A 17,982-nucleotide genomic window follows, 5' to 3' on the forward strand; every position below is an offset into this window, starting at 1 on the left:
CAGGGGCCGCGGCAGGCGCAGGGACCACAGCAGGCGCAGGGGCCGCGGCAGGCGCAGGGACCACAGCAGGCGCAGGGGCCGCGGCAGGCGCCTCCGCACGCGACGCATCCGGGCCGCCGACGTCGCTGACGCCGATACGGCGCTCCAGGCGCTCCACGCGGGCGAGCGCGCCGCGCTCGGTGTCGTCGCTCGACGGCACCAGCACGCGCGCGATCATCAGTTCGAGGTGCAGGCGGGGCGACGTCGCCCCCGTCATCTCGGTGAGCGCGGCGTTGACGATGTCGGCCGAGCGGCTGAGCTCCGCCGCACCGAACTTCATCGCCTGCACGCCCATGCGGTCCAGCTCGTCCTGCGGCACTCCGCGCAGCACGGCAGAGGCGCCCTCGACGCTCGTGGCCGCCACCACGATGAGGTCGCGCAGCCGTTCCAGCAGATCGTCGACGAACCGGCGCGGGTCCTGCCCGGTCTGGATGACGCGGTCGACCGCGGCGAACGCCCCGGCGGCGTCGCGAGCCGCGATCGCGTCGATGACCTCGTCGAGCAGCGCGGCGTGGGTGTAGCCGAGGAGCGCGACGGCTCGCTCGTACTCGATCGAGCTGCCCTCGGAGCCGGCCATCAGCTGGTCGAGGAGCGACAGCGTGTCACGCGGCGAACCGCCTCCGGCACGGACCACCAGGGGCAGGACGCCCGGCGCGACGGTCATGCCCTCGCTGTCGCAGAGGCTCTGGACGTACTCCAGCATCTGAGCGGGCGGGACCAGGCGGAAGGGATAGTGGTGCGTGCGCGAGCGGATCGTGCCGATGACCTTCTCCGGCTCGGTGGTCGCGAAGATGAACTTCACGTGCTCCGGCGGCTCCTCCACGATCTTCAGCAGCGCGTTGAAGCCCTGCGGCGTGACCATGTGCGCCTCGTCGAGGATGAAGATCTTGTAGCGATCGCGTGCCGGGGCGAAGATCGCCCGCTCGCGGATGTCGCGGGCGTCGTCGACGCCGTTGTGGCTGGCGGCGTCGATCTCGACGACGTCGAGCGAGCCGGCTCCGTCACGGCTGAGCTCGATACAGCTCGCGCACTTTCCGCACGGGGTGTCGGTGGGGCCCTCCGCGCAGTTGAGGCACCGCGCCAGGATGCGCGCCGAGGTGGTCTTGCCGCAGCCGCGCGGACCGGAGAAGAGATAGGCGTGGTTGACCCGGTTGGTGCGCAGCGCCGTCATCAGCGGCTCGGTCACCTGCGATTGCCCGATCATCTCGGCGAAGGTGTCGGGCCGATATCGGCGATAGAGAGCGGTTACCACCCACACATGCTACTTGTCGCCGCTGACATTCGACCTCAGCGTCCCGGCACCGACGACGGCGCCGTCAGAGCGGCGAGGATGTCGGCCCACAGAGCCTCCCTGGCGCGCTCCGTGGGCTGCGCGGCAGACCCCTCCGGCAGGAGCAGCGGCGTGTACGGCGGCAGATAGAACAGGTGGGTCGCATCCGGAGCGCGCAGGTAGGCGTCGCCCTCGCGCTGCGGGCGTTTCCGCGCCGCGGCGTCGAGCCACGCGCACCCGTTGGCGAGCATCTCGTCCTTCCCGGCGCAGCCAAGCACGACCGGCCCGGGGATCCGCTCGATGTCCAGCACGGCCGCCGGAGCCGGATCGTGGGTCCCCGTCGTGCACGGCACCCACGCACCGTCGACGGTCACAGCGGGGCTGGGCACCGGCGATGGGCAGATCAGGCCGGTCGTGCCTCCGGGAGCGATCGCCCCGTACACCGTTCCCGGGTACGCGGCCGCCGCCCAGAGCGCGAGCGGCGCCCCGCGCGACGTGCCGAACGTGAAGATGCGCTGGTCGTCCACCCCCGGCTGCGACCGCAGCCAGCCCAGGGCGGTGAGGAAGCGCTCCGCCGAGAGGCTGCGGAGCGGCTCGAGCTGCCCGGCGGAACCGTAGGTCGACAGGTCGAGCGTCGGGAAGCCGAGGGCCGCGAGCGTCGCAGCCGCGAGTACGCCCGTCTGCTGCCCGGGGTCGGTGCCGTCGAAGACGATGATGCCCGGCCGCACGCCCTCCGCCGAGCCGGCGGGCTCGAAGTAGTCGCCGGTGATCCCGTCGTCGAACACGGCGCGCACGGGCGCCGCCGCGGTCAGCCCGACGCGCTGCACGTGCGTCTCCGCGACGGGCCGCCCTCCCACCGAGGCCCGGAGGTCGACGGAGAACGACGAGCCGCCCCAGGTCACGTCCGAGGTGGCCGCCTCGCCCGTCGCGCCCCGCATGGTCCAGAACAGGCCCATCCCGTCCGCGCCGGTGAACGGCGCCTCGAGCGGGGCGTCCGTGGCGAGGTCGACGACGCCGTCGGCGGGCACGGCGTATACCGCCTGCGACGTCCAGCTGCCGCCGCGCCGCAGCGTCGCGTGGATGGTGACCTGCTGACCGGGCGGCAGCGACACGATCCGGATGCCGACCGGCTGCCAGACCGGGCTCGGGTCGGCGCTGAGCTGGAAGCGCGGCCCTGCGGAGCCGGACGGGGACCCGCAGCCCGTCAGCGCGACCGCCGAGATCGCGACGGCGGCGAGCACGGCGAGCACGCGGTGGCGCACCGTGCGGTTCCGTTCTCTCGTCACGGTCCGATCGCTCCTTCCAGCAGGGCGGTCACCCGCGACCAGAATGCCACGCGAGCGTCCTCGGTCGCCTGCGCGGTCTGCGCCGGAAGGTCGCCGAGTCCGATCGGGAGCATCGGAGGCGCGCTCAGCTCGCCCGCCGACCCTTCGGCGACGAGGGTCTCCCGCGCAGCACGAGGCCCCCGGGCTCCGGCTCCCGCGGCTGTCCACTCGCACGCGGTGGGCAGCTGCTCGTCGGCGGTGCCGCAGGCGAGCAGCAAAGGCCCAGGGATGCGGTCGAGCGGCAGGATGGGCGTGTCCGCGACGGCCCGGTCCGGGTCGGCGCACGGGACGGGCCGGCCGTCGTCGAGCAGCGACGGCGCACCCGCCGCCGAGGCGCACAGCTCGGCCGTCGGGCCGCTCGCGGCGATGGCCCCGTACACATCCCCTGGCTCGTTCGCTGCGAACCAGAGTGCGAGCGGCGCTGCCGGCCCGGTGCCGTAGACGACGATGCGCGCCGGATCCACACCCGGACGGCGGGCGAGCCACGCACGCGCGGCGTCGAAGGTCTGCACCGACAGCGCGGCCGACCCGGGAAGCTGCCCTTCCGGGCCGAACGCCGGCAGCGCCAGCACCGGGAAGCCGATGGCCGCGATCCGGCGCGCGGCGAACGCACCGGCCGCCGCGTCGCCGTCCCCGTCGATCAGGAGCACAGCGGGGCGCGGATGGACGAGGGTGGGCAGCGGGGTGTAGAGCGTCCCGACCCGCAGCCCGGGTCCGTTCACCGGCGGGACCGGCTCGGGCGGCCCGTTCGCGTCGCGCGTCAGATCGGCGATGCTCACGTCGCGTTCGACGCTCTGCGCGGCCAGCGGTGAACGCTGCACCTCCGCGATCGCGACCGGAACCCCCTGCTGCTGCGCGGTCACCTCGATGCGGACCGGGCGCTCCGCCCACGCGCGCTCCAGGTCGGTCTGGCTGACCGAGGGACCCGTCATGCTCCAGAGCAGAGCACCGGCGTCCGGCCGCACGTACGGGGCGGTGATCGGCTGCTGGGAGGCGGTGTCGACGACGCCGGTCGGCGGCACGGCGTAGAGTGCCCGCGAGCTCCAGGTGCCAGCCGCCGTCGACGCCGTGGCGGTGAGCACGACGTCCTGCCCCGGCCGCAGGCCCGTCACCGAGACGACGACGGGATCGGCCGTGGCGTTGCCGAACCGCGCGACGACGATCCGCGCGCCGCCCGCCGGGGCACCCACGCAGCCCGTGAGCGTCGCTGCCAGCACGAGCACGAACGCGGCCGCACGGAGGCGCGGCACGGAGCGCAGGCGCGGCAGCCTGCGCAGGCGCCCGGGCGGAGGCATCCGGCCGGTCACGACAGCACCGCCCGCAGCAGCTGCTGTCCCACCGCGTTCCAGAACGCGATGCGGGCGGCCTGGGTCGACTGCGCGTCTGCGGTGGCGGCCGCGTCTCCATGCCCGTCTCCGGTCGGGAGATCGATCGGCAGGCCCGGTGGCACGGTCACGGCGTGAGCGGCATGGGATCGGACGAGCAGCCCGTCACCGGCGCGGGTCGCGCGCGTGCGGGCGAGCGCGAGGAGGTCGTCGCAGGCTCGCGGGTACACCGCGTCGTCCCGGCCGCAGGTCAGGACGACGGGACCCGCGACCGCCTGGAGCGACGGCGGCGCGACCACCGGCCCTGGTTCGCGGACGCAGGGCAGGCCGACGCTCCCGGCGAAGACCGGCGACGCACTCGAACCGGCGAGGCAGAGCAGCGAGGACGCCCCGCCTCCCGCGAACAGCCCGTGCAACTGTCTCGGGAAACGGGTGGCCGCCCAGACGGCGAGCTGCTCGGCCGCACCCGTGCCGTACACGAAGAGGTGCCGCGCGTCGACGCCGGTGCGCCGATCGAGCCACTCCAGCACGGCGGAGACCGTGCCGCTGTCGATGACCGTCGAGACGTGCACGCCGTCCGGCGAGCCGACCGGGACGACGAACACCGACGCCCCGAACTGCGAGAGCACCGGGGCGGTGAACGCCGCCGACGCCCCCGGCGACGGGTCGTCGAACATGAGCACCGCAGGCCCGACCGGCCGTTCGATCGACGCGGCGCTCCAGAACGTCCCGACCGGCTCGTCCTCGTGCGTCTCGTGCGGGGCCTGCCGGCCGCCGACGCCGTCATTCGCCAGATCGTGCGTGTAGACCGTCGCGGCGCGGGAGGTCGTGCCGAGTCCCTCGAGGCGGAAGGTCCGCCGGGCGACCACGCGATCGCCGTCGGCCGCCGTGAGCGTCACCGGACTCGTGTCGCGCATCCACTGCCGGGCGAGGTCTGCCGTGCTCAGCGACGGGCCGCGCAGCGACCAGAACAACCCGGCGGAGTCGGGCCGGCTGAAGGGCGCGAGCTGCGGCCGGTCATGTGCGAAATCGATCGTCCCGTCGCCGCCCACCTGGTAGGTCGCACCCGAGGTCCAGGTGCCGCGCGCCGAGGTGAGGGAGGCCGTGATCCTGAGCCGGACGCCGGGCTGCGCGCCCACCAGCTGCAGCGGAACCGGCCAGAGCACCGAGCTGAACCGGATCAGAGGCGGTGTGACGAAGCGCGGGCCGACCTGCCCCTCCGTGCTCGCGCAGCCGCTCAGCCCGCCCGTCACTGCGAGCGCCGCGACGACGAGCGCCGCCCCGACGGTGCGCAGTGCGGTCGTCCGGGTGGTCCGTCCGACCCGCCCGGCCCCATCGCCGCGCCGCCGCATGCCGCACCCGCCCGCTCAGCCCGCGCCGACCGCCTGCAGGGACTGCCGGGCGATCTCCAGCTCCTCGTCGGTGGGGACGACGAGCACGGTCACGCGGGAGTCGTCGGCGGAGATCACTCTGGCCGCGCTCGACGTGGCGTCGTTGCGCTCGGCGTCGAGTCGGATTCCCAGCACGTCCAGCCCGGCGCACACCTCGGCGCGCAGCCTGCGGTCGTTCTCACCGACTCCCGCAGTGAAGGTCAGCACATCGAGGCCGCCGAGGAGCGCGGTGTAGGCGCCGATGTAGTGCTTCAGCCGGTGGACCGTCGTGTCGAGCGCCAGGCGCGCGGCGGCGTCTCCCGACTCCGCAGCGTGCCGAACGTCGCGCATGTCGCCGTGGCCCGAGAGCCCGAGCAGGCCGCTACGGCGGTTGAGCAGCTCGTCGAGGTCATCGATCCCGAGACCGGCGCGGCGCGCGAGATGCACCAGCACGGCCGGGTCCAGGTCGCCGGACCGGGTGCCCATCACGAGCCCCTCCAGCGGAGTCATCCCCATCGAGGTGTCGACCGAGCGACCGCCGTCGACCGCGCACGCCGACGCGCCGTTGCCGAGGTGGAGGACGATCTGCTTCAGCTCCGCCAGCGGCCGGCCGAGGAACTCCGCAGCCGCGCCGGACACGTACTTGTGCGAGGTGCCGTGGAAGCCGTATCGGCGCACCCGGTGCCGGTCGGCGAGCGCCGCGTCGATCGCGTAGGTGTATGACTCGGGCGCGAGCGTCTGGTGGAAGGCCGTGTCGAAGACGGCGACGTGCTGCACGTCGGGGAAGGCGGCCTTGGCTGCGCGGATCCCCTCCAGGTTGGCCGGGTTGTGCAACGGCGCCAGGTCGGCGAGATCCTCGATGTTGATCTCGACCAGGGGTGTGACGATCGTCGGCTCGAAGAACCGCTTGCCGCCGTGGACCACCCGGTGCCCGACCGCGGCGAGCGGGTTCTCGTCGAGGCTCGGACCTTCCGCGTCGAACGCGTCGAGCATCACCCGGAAGGCGGCGGTGTGATCCGGGATGGCGAGCGTCGTCTCCCATTTGCCGCGGGGACCGGTGTGCCGGATGTGCCCGGAGGCCTCGCCGATCCGCTCGATCAGCCCGGAGGCCAGAGCTTCCTCGCTGCCGGCGTCGATCAGCTGGTACTTGAGCGACGACGAGCCGCTGTTGACCACCAGCACGGCGCTCATGACAGCGCTGCCTGGATCGCGGTGATCGCCACGGTGTCCACGATGTCGTCGACGGTCGCTCCGCGCGACAGGTCGTTGATCGGTTTGCGCAGGCCCTGCAGCACCGGACCGATCGCGACGGCGCCGGCGCTGCGCTGCACCGCCTTGTACGTGTTGTTGCCGGTGTTGAGGTCGGGGAAGATGAAGACCGTCGCGCGGCCGGCGACCTGGGACCCGGGCATCTTGGCGGCGCCGACGGCGGCGTCGGCGGCCGCGTCGTACTGGATGGGCCCGGCGACGGCGAGCTGCGGCTCTCGCTCACGGACGAGCTCGGTCGCCGTGCGGACCTTGTCGACGTCCGCTCCCGCTCCGGAGTCCCCTGTGGAGTACGACAGCATGGCCACGCGCGGCTCGATGCCGAACTGCTCGGCCGTCCGCGCCGACGAGACGGCGATGTCGGCCAGCTGTTCGGCCGTGGGGTCGGGGACGACGGCGCAGTCGCCGTAGACCAGGACGCGGTCGGCCAGGGCCATCAGGAACACGCTCGACACGACGGACACGCCGGGGCGGGTCTTGATGATCTCGAAGGCCGGCCGGATGGTGTGCGCCGTCGTGTGCGCCGCGCCGGAGACCATCCCGTCGGCCAGGCCCAGGTGCACCATCATCGTGCCGAAGTAGGAGGCGTCGGTGACGGTGTCCGCCGCCTGGTCGACCGTGATGCCCTTGTGGGCGCGCAGCTTCGCGTACTCGTTCGCGAACCGGAGCCGAAGGACGTCGTCGAACGGGCTCAGCACCTCCGCGCGGCTGAGGTCGAGGCCCAGCTCGATCGCCCGCGAGCGCACCTCGAACGGCTCGCCGAGGATCGTCAGGCGCGCGACCCCGCGCGCGAGCAGAGTGGCGGCGGCGCGGAGGATGCGGTCGTCCTCGCCCTCCGGCAGCACGATGTGCTTGTCGGCGGCCCGGGCTCGCTCGATGAGGTCGTACTCGAACATGAGCGGCGTGACGACCTGGTGGCGCGAGACGTCGAGAAGCGCCAGGAGCCGGTTCGCGTCGACGTGACGCTCGAACAGTGCGAGCGCGGTGTCGTACTTGCGCTGCGAATCAGCGGCGAGCCGCCCGCGGGCGTGGGTGATGCGCACGACCGTCTCGTAGGTGTCGAGCGAGGTCCGCACGATCGGCAGCGGCGAGCGCAGCCCGGAGAGCAGCCGCTCGATGGGTTCGGGGAGGTCGAAGCCGCCGTTGAGCACGATGCCCGCGATGGACGGGAACGTGCCGGACGCGTTCGCCATCAGCACGGCCAGCAGCACCTCGGTCCGGTCGCCCGGCACGACGACGACGGCCCCCTCCACCAGCCGAGGGAGCACGTTGTCCATCGACATGCCCGCCACGACGACCCCGAGGGCCTCGCGCGCCAGCAGCTCCTCGTCGCCGCCGATGAGGGACCCGCCCGTGGCCTCCATGATCGAGCGGATGCTCGGCGCCACCAGGAAGGCGTCCTCCGGGATCGCCCAGACGGGAGGCAGCTCCGGGCCCGACGCCACCGCCGGCCCGGCCGCCGCCACCGCTTCGCCGACCGCGGACACGATCTCGTCCAGCCGCTCGGCGTCGGCGCGGTTCGCGATCACGGCGACCACGCCGGCGTGCTCCTCGCGCAGCTCGGCGAGCGCGAGCTCGGCCAGCTGACGCAGCTCCTCCGGCGTGCGCGGCTCGGCCTGACCGAGCCGCTCTCCGAAGCCCTGGCCGATCCGGCCGCCCAGCACCAGCAGCACCGGGGCTCCGAGGTTCGCCGCGATGCGGGCGTTGTAACCGAGCTCGGTCGGGCTGCCGACGTCGGTGTAGTCGGAGCCGAGGATGACGACGGCGTCGCAGCGGGCCTCGACGGCCCGGAACCGCCGCACGATCTCGCCGAGTGCGGCGTCAGCGTCGGCGTGCACATCTTCGTAGGTGACCCCGATGGCCTCCTCGTAGGTGAGCTCGGCGCTCACCCGGTCGAGCAGCAGCTCCAGCACGTAGTCGCGTTCGACCGTCGAGCGGGCGATCGGCCGGAACACGGCCACCCGACCGACCGAGTGCCGCAGCGACTCGAGGACGCCGAGGGCGACGGTCGACTTGCCGGTGTGCCCCTCCGCGGAGGTGATGTAGAGCGAACGGGCCACGGTCAGTCGGTCTCCTCGTCGATCGGCGGTGTGGTGTCGTTGTCGGATGCGGGGACGCGCTCGATCGGCGAGAGCCGGTAGCTGCCGTCGAGCACGGCGGGCCCCGGCGCGTACATCCTCAGCAGCGGCCGGAACGCCCCGGACGGCGCGGGCAGCCAGTTCGCGGCCGCCTTCGGGTCGGTCGGGCGGGCAGCGCTGATCGTGATGGTCAGGCCGCCGTCGTAGTCGTAGACGATCCCCGGAGTGCGGTCGCCCAGGGAGTACCGCCCGATCGGGTTGTCGACCAGGAAGTAGTGCGGGAGGTCGTACATCGTGATGGACCAGAAGGCGCCGACAGGCGGTGTCGGGTGCAGACGGAGGCGGTACGTCCGTTCGCCGGTCAGAGCCTCCCCGTCGGCATCGACGTAGGTCGGGAAGTAGGCGGCTTCGTAGGCGTGGTTGCCCCAGAGACCCCCGAGTGCGGCGGCGGCGCGTCGGGCGTACCGGGTCGCCGGGTCGGGCCGCTGCCATTGGGGGTCGTCGAGAGCGCCCACTTCGAAGTAGTCGATGTTGTAGTCGAAGACGTGGAGGTTGACCTGCCACCCGTCCACGAGCGGCACAGCGGTGTGCAGGGCGGACTCCAGAGCCTGCCGGCCGACGGCGTAGCCCTCCTCGAGCGCCGCGCGGACCTCCTCCGGAAGCTCGCCGACGGGCGTCGAGCCGGTGAGCCCGATCGGCTCGTAGGTCTCGAGCGCGCGCCGATCGTGCTCGGCCGGCGGGAACTCCTGCGACCACACCCGCATCCGCTCGAAGAAGGTGAGCGCTTCGCTCGGGGCCGCCTCGACCTCCGGGACGCCGGCCGCGGGGGCGAACGACTCGCGCGTCTGGGTCAGGGTCAGGGCGTCCTGCAGGGCGTGCACGGCGGGGAGGTCGTCCTCCCCCGCGACCGCCCAGCGGCCGACGATCGTGCCGACGCGGGTCGGGAAGCGGATGACGGTGGCGCCCTCCGGCGCGTCCTCGTCCTCCCAGGCCGGGGGCACCAGGAGATACCGGCCTTGCGCCGAACCCGTCGCGCGCGAGCCGACGTACGCGAAGTTGTTGGTCCAGGCGTCGACGAACTGGAGGACGTAGTAGCGGTCGCCGACGGCGGGGACCTCCAGCAGCAGCGGCCCCACACCGAGATCGAGCTGGGCGACCGAGTACACGGTGTCGTTGTTGATGGAGACGAAGGTGGATTCCGGGCCGGCCAGGCTGCGGGCGTGCCCGAACACGTTGTAGGGGGTCGCGGGCACCGCGCCCAGCCCCTCCCGGGTGAACCGCTGCACTTGGTCGAGGTCGAACACGAGCGGGAACCCGACGACGTATGCTTCGGACGCCATCTCGGCGATCCCGTGCTCAACGGCTACCTGCTCGGTCATTCGCGCACCTCGACTCGTCGGAGTGTCATTCTACAAAGCGTAGAACAATCGGGAGGATGTTGGACAGCTGCTGTGCTGACGACACTCTACGCGGCACGCCGAACGGGAACCTGAACACGAAAAAGACCCCCCACGCACCCGCCAGAGCCCGGTTACCCTTGCTGCGTTTCCGCCCTGGGGGAGTTGGCCTGGATGGCGCCACGTGGGGAGCCGCGAACCAGTCTAGCGGCTCCCGCTGGGAGGCCGTGCACAACGGGCCCTCCGCCGTCCGCTAAGATATTGTGAGCCGTCGCCCGCAAGGCGGAGGCAACCCAGGAGAATTCGCCTAGTGGCCTATGGCGCACGCTTGGAAAGCGTGTTGGGTGCAAGCCCTCGGGGGTTCGAATCCCCCATTCTCCGCCATTGTCTTGAGTCGCGACATAGGTCTCACCTGAGTCGCGTCTTAGGTCTCACTTGAAGAAGCCCCCGGCCATCGGCCGGGGGCTTTCTCGTTGTTGCGCCAGTAGCTGCGGGTCGGGTCGATGGCCTGACGGAATGTGTCTCGTATGGCGAGATGGTTCCCGAGGCGGCCTCCTCACTTACACGCCCCGACAGGGGCTCGATATTGGTGCGCACCGGTGAGCGGCACACGGGAGTGCACGATGACCCGTGCCACGACCTCGCCTTTTCGGCCGCCCCGGGTATAGCGTGCGCAGGTGACTGCCGAGGCTTACGCGCGCGACGTGGCAGCGGTTGCCCGCGCCGTAGGACCGTTGCTCGAGCACGCGCCTGAACGTCAAACGCCGCCGACGGTCGGCGTGTTCCTCATCGAAATGCACGTGCGCGCTTCACGCATTGCCGTACTGACTGCAGCGCAGCAAGCGCTTCAATTGGCATTTGACGCGGCGACCGTCGCTGTCCTCCACCCAGAGGCTGCCGGCGACCCCGAGGCAGTGTCGGAGTTGTTAGACAACCCTGACCTCGTACTCAACATGGTCTGGGCCGGCCCGGGTTCACTCCGCCAGGTCTTCACCGTCGATCCGCTGACAGCGGACGGGCGAGAGAACATCCTCTACATATTCAGCGCTGGCTTCTTGGCCTTGGCATTCATTCCCGGAGGACAGCCTTTTGCGGTTGCCTACGCCTTCACACTGGGGACACTCTTGCAGGTGGGCAGATGGCGCGAGCGGTATGAGACCTTGCACCCCGTGCGTGTGAGGACGATCGACAAAGCTTCATTAGAGGAATCCGGCACCGAGATTCGAATATATCCACCGGGCACCTCTTGGCATCCGCCGGACTCGACGAAGCCCGGCCAACACGAAGCGGAACTCTTTGCGACGCTCCGCGACCGTGTCGACAAGTTGGAAGCGCAGGCTCAACATGATCGCGCCACGATACGCCGACTGGAAATCACAGTGGCTTCGCTGAGGGCCAAGCCATCACGGCCCGAGTGACAAGCTCACTAAACGGGCTGGCGTTCCCCCGAAACCGCGAACCTTCGCGCTCGTTTCGATCGAATCGGTGGTCCGCTCGAACAGCGGAACCCGGGGCCCATGCCTTCCCGGCGATACGCCGAACTCAGATCCCGTCGAACGTGTCGTCGTCGATGCTCGACTCGGAGGCCTCTGAGCGGTCGGCCTCGGCGGCGGGGTCGCCTCCGACGTCGATCTGGCTCCAGACCACGGGCATGCCCGGCGAGAACAGGATGTCGATGCCGGGGCCCGCGTGCAGCGGCGGGATGTTCACGTAGTCGCCGCCGGCCTGGATCGCGGCACGGATCTTCTCGCGCAGCTCGGTCACCGAGCCGGGCAGAAAGTAGTCCTTGCCATCGACGGTCAGTCTGTTGACGATCACTGTTCATCCATTCGGTCGGTCTGTTCCTTGGCCTGTGCGGGCGACTCTACGCCCGCCACCGGTTCGTCGACGATGCGGAGGCCGGAGACGCTGTTCGCGGTGCGCACCAGGGCCTCCACCCATGCCCGGTTGATCGGCTCGCGCACCTGCGTCGGGTAGGTGAAGCGCAGCCCCACGGTCGGGGAGATCCAGATGGAGTTGGAGCCGCTTCCCGCTGCGGCGGCGACGTCCCACGAGAACACGAAGCTCTCGCTCCGGCGCAGCTTCGTGGTGATCGCCAGCTGGAGGTGCGCCAGCAGGCGGTCGTCGAACTCGACCGACGACAGGCCGTCGCCGTAGTAGAGCGTCCCCATCAGTGCGCCGCGGGCTCGGGGACGACGCGCAGGCCGCCGACGCTGTTGGCCGAGTCCATCAGGGCCTCCGTCCACGCCCGGTTGAGCGCCGGGCGCCGGCTGCCGACGTACTGGAAGTGCACCGGAACGGACGGGTTGATCCAGAGCGCGGTGCGGCCGCGCGAGTAGGCCTCGTCGTGGTCCCACTCGAACAGGAACTGCTCGTTGCGGCGCAGCTTCGCCGTGATGACCAGCTGAAGATGGGCCAGCAGTCGATCGTCGATCTCGATCTTCGCGCCGGAGCCGTAAATCAGAGTACCCAAGCAGGTCGCTCCTTCCGGGGGGAGGCCGGTGCGGTCGCATCGGCCCGTCGATCATATGATGACCCGTCGGCCGGACGGCCGATCACTCGGCGTCGGGTGCGCGATGCTCGCGAAGGGCCCCGCGGGCGGCCTCGGCGACGTCCGCCGCCGACGGCCGGGCGGCAGGGTCCTGCCGCGTCATCCAGCGGATGAGGTCGCGCCAGCGTTCGGGCACGGTGTCGGGGATCTCGGGGTCGCGATCCAGCCGCGAGAGGGCGGACTCGACCGGCGCCCCGGGGAAGGCGATGGCACCGGTGAAGCACTCGAGGAGCACGAGACCGAGCGAGTAGATGTCGGAGGCCTGGGTCAGGTTCTGGCTGCGCACCTGCTCAGGGCTCAGATAGGCCGCGGTTCCGAACGTCGTGTCCTCCGACGCCTGCGGGCGGGTCGAGTGGATGGCGATGCCGAAGTCCGTGAGCTTCGCACGCGGGCGCGAGAACCGGGTGCGGTAGTCGACGATCATGATGTTCGTCGGGGTGACGTCGCGGTGGATGACGCCGCGGGCATGGATGTACTCCAGCGACTCGGCCACCTCGAACGCCATCTCACCGATCTGGCGCGTCGTCAGCTGCTCCGCCTCGAGGACGGCTCGGAGCGTGTCGCCCTCGACGAGCTCGATGACGAGGAAGGGACGCGGGTCGGAGGGCGACGAATCGTCGACGCCGGCGTCGAGGATCGACACCACGCCATGATGACGCAGCGCGGCGAGCACACTGACCTCGGCCCGGAACCGGGAGACGTCGTCGCTGCTGCCCGACGAGAACAGCTTCACCGCCACATCGCGGCCCAGGTTCTCGTCACGGGCACGGAAGACCATCGACGAGCCGCCGCGCGCCAGCAGCCGGCGCGGCCGGTACCTGCCGAGCAGCAGCGGGACGGCGATTTCGGGAGAGCTCATTGGACTATTCTCAGGCATGTCCCGCGTCCCGATCGCCGCCGACGACCCACCCGGCTCCCGAGCGGTGCCGGATACGGCCGCTACCGGTCGCCGCCGTAGACGACGGCCTGGTCGCCGCCACCCCGCTTCGCCGCGTACATCGCCTGGTCGGCCAGACGGATGAGACGGTCGATCGACGCCTCGGCGACATCGCCGTCGGTGATCGCGATGCCCACGCTCGCCGTGATGCTGAGCTCCGGCGGGATGCCGGCGAAATCCTCCGCGATGGCCGCGCGCGCCCGATCGGCGATCTCGAGCGCGACGGACGTGTCGGCGACGCGCAGGGCGGCGATGAACTCGTCGCCGCCGTAGCGGGCGATCATGTCGTCCTGGCGGAACACTCGACCGAGGCGATCCGCGACCTCCTTCAGCACCACATCCCCCGCCGCGTGCCCGAGCGAGTCGTTCACCGCCTTGAACCCGTCGAGGTCGACGAACAGCACGGCGATCTGGTCGGCATGGGAACGCTCGGTCTGCTGGAGGTTCTCGTCGAAGAGCCGGCGGTTGGGCAGGCCCGTGACCTCGTCGAGCATCGCCGCGCGCCGCAGCCGGGCCTCCAGACGCAGCCGCACGAGCACCTGTCCGGCGAGCTGGGCCAGCGCCTCCGCGAGCGGCACGGCCTGATCGTCGAAGCTCCGGGGCTGATCGAAGTAGCAGGCGAACGCACCGAACGGGAGGCCGTCCTCGATGATCGGCGCCGCGATGGCCGCTGACACGCCGGCCTTCTCGAAGACCTCCCGCAATCCGAGTCCGGGCGCGAAGGCATCGGCCTCCTTCGGCGACTCGAACGTCACCACCCGGCCGAACTCGACGGCCATTCCTCCGCGCGGCGGGCCGTCTTCCGGCCACGCGGACGCGAGCATGTTGTCGCCCGCGACCAGCTCGAACGAGCCGGGCTCGCCGGTGTGCACGCTGCAGGCCGTCGCGTTGAACGCCCGGCGTGCGGTCTCCGAGAGCAGTTCACCGAGCTCCTCCTCGGTCCGCGTCTTCGCGAACGCGACAGAAGCCGAGAGCAGCAGCTGGAGCCGGTCGCTCTCGCGGCGCCCGAGCGCCAGCGTCCGTTCGCCGACGGCGGCCAGTTCGGGGTCGAACGCCACTATCGTGCGGCCTCCGGAGATGCGCACCGCACGGATCACGACCGAGCTCTGCGTCTCCTGGTAGCCGTGAGCGGTCGACGCCAGCCGGATGCCTCCCGGATTCCCGGTGAGCAGCGCGGCGGACAGCTCATCGGAGTCGACGCCCAAGACCGCGGCGAGCGGCAGGCCCGTCAGCTCGCCGGGCTGACGGTTCGCCCACACCTCCAACGCCAGGTTGGCGTCGATGATGGTGTGCGATCGGTCGATGAGGGCCCGAGGGAAGGGCTGCATACGCGCCACCTCGTCGAGCTCGGCGAGCGTCACGTACGCGACCGGTCTGAATGCATAGAGTCGAGAGTGTCGGTTGGCGCGGCGAAGGTCAAGTTCACACGCTAGCGGTCGCCGAAGCCGCCGGCCGCGACCAGCAGGCTGTCGACCTGCGGCTTGGTCGTCGGACGCGACAGCAGGTACCCCTGGCCGCGATCGCAGTCGAGCGCGCGGACCCGCGCCAACTGGTCGGCGGTCTCGATGCCCTCCGCGACCAGGCGCATCCCCTGCGACTTGCCGAACTCGACGGCGCGCGCCAGCTCCTCGCCGTCGCTGCCCACCGACCACTGCACGAGAGACTGGTCGACCTTCAGTTCGTTCGCCTGCAGGGCCATGACCTGCTCGCGGGACGCGTAAGCCGCACCGAAATCGTCGACCGAGATGTTCACGCCGAGAGCACGCAGCAGGTGGAGGGTGTCGATCGCCTCGGGCACGTCGGCCAGGGGCGTGCTCTCGGTCACCTCGAGCGTGAGCAGCCGCGGGCTGAGGGACATGTCGTCGAGCAGCCCCGAAACCGTGTCGACGATCGCCGACGTCCTCAGCTGCAGGATCGACACGTTCACGGCGACTTCGATCGGGCGGCCCTGATCCTGCCAGTCGCGGGCGGCGTTGCAGCCGAGCCGCAGCATCACGTCCCCGATCTCGCCGACCAGGCCCAGCCGTTCCGCCAGCGGGATGAACTCGCCAGGAGGCACCAGACCGTAGAGCGGGTGGATCCACCTGCTCAGCGCCTCGGCGCCCACGATCGCGCCGGTCGCCAGCGCGAACTGCGGCTGGAACAGTGCGACGATCTCTCCTCGGCGGGCCGCGCCGTGGAGGTCGCGCTCCAGGCGAGCGCTGCGATCCTCAGAACGCACTGTCCACCTCCCGGTTCGAATTCGTCGTTCCAGTGTCTCGTATCGCCGACGAGGCCCCGGGGCGTTGCCTGATCGTCACCGAGCCGCTATCATGCACGATCGCGTGCGCCCCGACCCGGTTCCGTCGCCGCTCAGCCGCGCTCCGACCAGTAGCGGCTGACGGCGGCCTGAGCGTCCGAACGGGCGGCGAAGACCCCGAGGTCGAAACCGTCGAAGCCGGTGGCGCAGAACCCGTCGAGGTTGCGATCCACCATCCCGAGATAGTCGGTGTCGGTCGCTGCCACCCACAGCCACTTCGCCGGCTTGCTCCAGGACACGCGCTCGGCGGCCGCTGTGGTCGCGAGGGCGCCCGACGGGTCCTCCCGCATCGGGTCGGGGACGGGGCGGTCGGGGACGGGGCGGTCGAGTGCGATCGTCATCTGTGACTCCTTCTTCGAGGGCGATGCGGTTCTTCACCAGCGATGCGGTCGGCTGCCTCACCGCCGCGAGACGAAACTAAGACAGACCGACGGCCGACCCGGGGGCATTGACCGGACCCACCGTGCAGTGATAGCGAGCGCGGTCAGACGAGGGTCAGCAGGCCGCCTTCGCGGACCGCGTCCAGCGACAGCACCTTGTAGCCCTCGCCATCGAAGAACACGGTCAGCCGGTCGCCGTCGGCGTGCATGACCACCCCGCCTCCCCAGCTCTCGTGCCGCACTCGCGCGGCGGGCGGGAACGGTTGCTCCCCCGCCCCCGCGTGCTCCGTCATCCAGCGCGCGGCGCTCCCCGACGAGCAGGTGTCGCAATTGCCGCACAGCTCGGCGAGCTCCTCGCCGAAGTAGCCGAGCAGGAACTGCCGCCGGCACCGGGCGGTCTCGGCGTACTCCTGCATGAGTTGCGATCTCGAATGCTCGATGCGCTTGCGGAGCAGGGCTTCAGCGACCGCGCGCGCCGCCGCCTGCCCGGCGTCCAACGGCGCGGCCTGCAGGTCGTCGTCGGTGCCGGAGACCGCTCGCGCGTCCCGGAGCAGGCCGAGCAGCCTCCCGAGGGACCGGGGGCTCATCCCCGCGTGCTCGGCGATGTCGGCGCGCGAGGACCCCGGGCTGTGCGCGATCGAGGCGAAGACGGCCGCAAGCTCCTGCGCGTCGGGCTCGCCGCCCGAGAAGAACCGGGTGAGCGCGAAATCCTCCGGGCGATAGTGGAGCGTGATTTCCGCCGCCTCGCCGTCCCGTCCTGCCCGCCCGATCTCCTGGTAATAGCTGTCGAGCGAGTCGGTGACCGACGCGTGGAGAACGAAGCGCACGTCGGGCTTGTCGATCCCCATCCCGAAGGCACTGGTCGCGGGCACCACCCGTGCGCGGCCGGCCATGAACCGCTCGTAGACGTCCTCCCTCTCGGCCGCCGTGAGGCCCGCGTGGTAGGGCGCGGAGGTGGACCCCGCGGCGACGAGCGCCTCGGCATAGAGTTCGGTGTCACGGCGCGTGGCGGCGTAGATCAGGCCGGACCCGGCCAGCCGCACGGCCTGCGAGACGACGGCATCGCGCTTCTCGGAGTCGCGCTCGTGCCGCGCGACCTCGAGCCGGAGGTTGGGCCGGTCGAATCCGGTCGCGAGCACCCGCGGGTGGGCCAAGTGGAGCCGCTCGGCGATCTCGGCGCGGACAGGCGGCGCGCCCGTCGCCGTGAGAGCGACGGTCGGCGGGTGCGCCAGCTCGTCGATGACGTCGCCGAGGATGAGGTAATCGGGCCGGAAGTCGTGACCCCACGCCGACACGCAGTGGGCCTCGTCGACCGCGAAGAGCGTGACGCGCAGCCCGGCCAGGCGTTCGCGGATCGCGGGGTTCGCGAGCTGCTCGGGTGCGAGGAAGACGAACCGGGCGTCGCCCGCGGCGAGCGCCTCCCAGTCCCGCTCCTGCGCTCGCTCCCCCTCTGCGGAGTTGATCGCCACGGCGCCGGGCACGTCGATCGCCTCGCGGATCGCACGCACCTGGTCCTCCTGCAGCGAGATGAGCGGGGAGACGGCGACGGTGAGTCCGTCGAGGATGGTGCCGGCGAGCTGGTAGACGGCCGACTTGCCGTACCCGGTGGGCATGACGGCGAGCACGTCGCCTCCGTCGAGCAGCACCTCCACGGCTTCGGCGAGACCGGGCCGGAGCGGATCCCAGCCGAACGAGCGGGCTGCGACGTCGTGGACGAGGGACATGCGTCACACGGTACCGGCCAT

16 protein-coding genes, 1 tRNA gene and 1 other RNA gene are annotated in these 17,982 nt (G+C 71.3%); 2 read left to right on the forward strand and 16 right to left on the reverse strand.

Translation table 11 applies throughout. The features are described from left to right. The 8 genes from Q0Q23_RS10225 to ffs all read right to left on the reverse strand — a co-directional run. Positions 1-1,291, reverse strand: a 1,291-nt coding sequence (locus Q0Q23_RS10225; protein WP_295122771.1) for a DNA polymerase III subunit gamma and tau, incomplete at its 3' end; no start/stop codon positions are given. A 35-nt stretch (positions 1,292-1,326) separates the two neighbouring features. Continuing rightward, complete coding sequence (locus Q0Q23_RS10230; protein WP_295122774.1) at positions 1,327-2,595, reverse strand: acyl-CoA thioesterase/BAAT N-terminal domain-containing protein; 1,269 nt, start codon at positions 2,593-2,595, stop codon at positions 1,327-1,329. Beyond that, the gene (locus tag Q0Q23_RS10235; RefSeq protein WP_295122777.1) at positions 2,592-3,884 is read right to left on the reverse strand and encodes an acyl-CoA thioesterase/BAAT N-terminal domain-containing protein; all 1,293 of its coding nucleotides are present in this window, start codon (positions 3,882-3,884) and stop codon (positions 2,592-2,594) included. Before Q0Q23_RS10235 ends, Q0Q23_RS10230 begins: the two co-directional genes overlap by 4 nt. Before the next feature lie 53 nt (positions 3,885-3,937). After that, a complete protein-coding gene (locus Q0Q23_RS10240; protein WP_295122780.1) occupies positions 3,938-5,311 on the reverse strand; it encodes an acyl-CoA thioesterase/BAAT N-terminal domain-containing protein in 1,374 nt (457 codons plus the stop codon). Positions 5,312-5,326: 15 nt separating this feature from the next. Continuing rightward, the gene (locus Q0Q23_RS10245) at positions 5,327-6,520 is read right to left on the reverse strand and encodes an acetate/propionate family kinase (RefSeq protein ID WP_295122783.1); all 1,194 of its coding nucleotides are present in this window, start codon (positions 6,518-6,520) and stop codon (positions 5,327-5,329) included. Next, on the reverse strand, positions 6,517-8,655 hold the full coding sequence (gene pta, locus Q0Q23_RS10250) for a phosphate acetyltransferase (protein ID WP_295122786.1): 2,139 nt from the start codon (positions 8,653-8,655) through the stop codon (positions 6,517-6,519). Before pta ends, Q0Q23_RS10245 begins: the two co-directional genes overlap by 4 nt. A gap of 2 nt (positions 8,656-8,657) precedes the next feature. After that, a complete protein-coding gene (locus tag Q0Q23_RS10255; protein WP_295122789.1) occupies positions 8,658-10,052 on the reverse strand; it encodes a DUF1254 domain-containing protein in 1,395 nt (464 codons plus the stop codon). 118 nt (positions 10,053-10,170) lie between these two features. Next, positions 10,171-10,267: signal recognition particle sRNA small type (gene ffs / locus Q0Q23_RS10260), an RNA gene on the reverse strand. Positions 10,268-10,366: 99 nt separating this feature from the next. Between ffs and Q0Q23_RS10265 the strand changes: the two genes are divergently transcribed. Continuing rightward, positions 10,367-10,454, forward strand: a tRNA-Ser gene (locus Q0Q23_RS10265). A 293-nt stretch (positions 10,455-10,747) separates the two neighbouring features. Beyond that, the gene (locus Q0Q23_RS10270; protein ID WP_295122792.1) at positions 10,748-11,488 is read left to right on the forward strand and encodes a hypothetical protein; all 741 of its coding nucleotides are present in this window, start codon (positions 10,748-10,750) and stop codon (positions 11,486-11,488) included. 124 nt (positions 11,489-11,612) lie between these two features. Here Q0Q23_RS10270 and Q0Q23_RS10275 read toward each other — a convergent pair whose 3' ends face one another. The 8 genes from Q0Q23_RS10275 to Q0Q23_RS10310 form a co-directional block, all read right to left on the reverse strand. Further along, a complete protein-coding gene (locus Q0Q23_RS10275; protein WP_295122795.1) occupies positions 11,613-11,888 on the reverse strand; it encodes a hypothetical protein in 276 nt (91 codons plus the stop codon). Further along, positions 11,885-12,241 (reverse strand): hypothetical protein, encoded by a 357-nt coding sequence (locus Q0Q23_RS10280; RefSeq protein ID WP_295122799.1) that lies wholly within the window; start codon positions 12,239-12,241, stop codon positions 11,885-11,887. The genes Q0Q23_RS10275 and Q0Q23_RS10280 overlap by 4 nt, the downstream gene beginning before the upstream one ends. Next, a complete protein-coding gene (locus Q0Q23_RS10285; protein ID WP_295122802.1) occupies positions 12,241-12,543 on the reverse strand; it encodes an ATP-dependent DNA ligase in 303 nt (100 codons plus the stop codon). Before Q0Q23_RS10285 ends, Q0Q23_RS10280 begins: the two co-directional genes overlap by 1 nt. A gap of 82 nt (positions 12,544-12,625) precedes the next feature. Beyond that, positions 12,626-13,480 (reverse strand): serine/threonine-protein kinase, encoded by an 855-nt coding sequence (locus Q0Q23_RS10290; RefSeq protein WP_295122805.1) that lies wholly within the window; start codon positions 13,478-13,480, stop codon positions 12,626-12,628. An 80-nt stretch (positions 13,481-13,560) separates the two neighbouring features. After that, a complete protein-coding gene (locus tag Q0Q23_RS10295; protein ID WP_295122808.1) occupies positions 13,561-14,886 on the reverse strand; it encodes a diguanylate cyclase in 1,326 nt (441 codons plus the stop codon). A gap of 101 nt (positions 14,887-14,987) precedes the next feature. Further along, positions 14,988-15,779 carry an EAL domain-containing protein gene (locus Q0Q23_RS10300; RefSeq protein ID WP_295122811.1) on the reverse strand — a complete coding sequence of 264 codons (792 nt, stop codon included), beginning with the start codon at positions 15,777-15,779 and terminating at the stop codon, positions 14,988-14,990. A 131-nt stretch (positions 15,780-15,910) separates the two neighbouring features. Continuing rightward, positions 15,911-16,198, reverse strand: coding sequence for a hypothetical protein (locus Q0Q23_RS10305; protein WP_295122814.1), 288 nt, complete (start codon positions 16,196-16,198; stop codon positions 15,911-15,913). 143 nt (positions 16,199-16,341) lie between these two features. Next, positions 16,342-17,961, reverse strand: coding sequence for a RecQ family ATP-dependent DNA helicase (locus tag Q0Q23_RS10310; protein WP_295122816.1), 1,620 nt, complete (start codon positions 17,959-17,961; stop codon positions 16,342-16,344). Positions 17,962-17,982: the final 21 nt, after the last annotated feature.

Source organism: uncultured Leifsonia sp., assembly GCF_945957465.1.
In the GTDB taxonomy this organism is placed as follows: Bacteria; Actinomycetota; Actinomycetes; order Actinomycetales; family Microbacteriaceae; genus Leifsonia.

Excerpts from the sequence above, each read along its gene's own strand:
- Q0Q23_RS10310 (WP_295122816.1), bottom strand. The coding sequence starts at position 17,961 with ATGTCCCTCGTCCACGACGTCGCAGCCCGCTCGTTCGGCTGGGATCCG.
- Q0Q23_RS10290 (WP_295122805.1), bottom strand. The coding sequence starts at position 13,480 with ATGAGCTCTCCCGAAATCGCCGTCCCGCTGCTGCTCGGCAGGTACCGG.
- Q0Q23_RS10280 (WP_295122799.1), bottom strand. The coding sequence starts at position 12,241 with ATGGGGACGCTCTACTACGGCGACGGCCTGTCGTCGGTCGAGTTCGAC.
- Q0Q23_RS10240 (WP_295122780.1), bottom strand. The coding sequence starts at position 5,311 with ATGCGGCGGCGCGGCGATGGGGCCGGGCGGGTCGGACGGACCACCCGG.
- Q0Q23_RS10255 (WP_295122789.1), bottom strand. The coding sequence starts at position 10,052 with ATGACCGAGCAGGTAGCCGTTGAGCACGGGATCGCCGAGATGGCGTCC.
- Q0Q23_RS10305 (WP_295122814.1), bottom strand. The coding sequence starts at position 16,198 with ATGACGATCGCACTCGACCGCCCCGTCCCCGACCGCCCCGTCCCCGAC.
- Q0Q23_RS10295 (WP_295122808.1), bottom strand. The coding sequence starts at position 14,886 with ATGCAGCCCTTCCCTCGGGCCCTCATCGACCGATCGCACACCATCATC.
- Q0Q23_RS10245 (WP_295122783.1), bottom strand. The coding sequence starts at position 6,520 with ATGAGCGCCGTGCTGGTGGTCAACAGCGGCTCGTCGTCGCTCAAGTAC.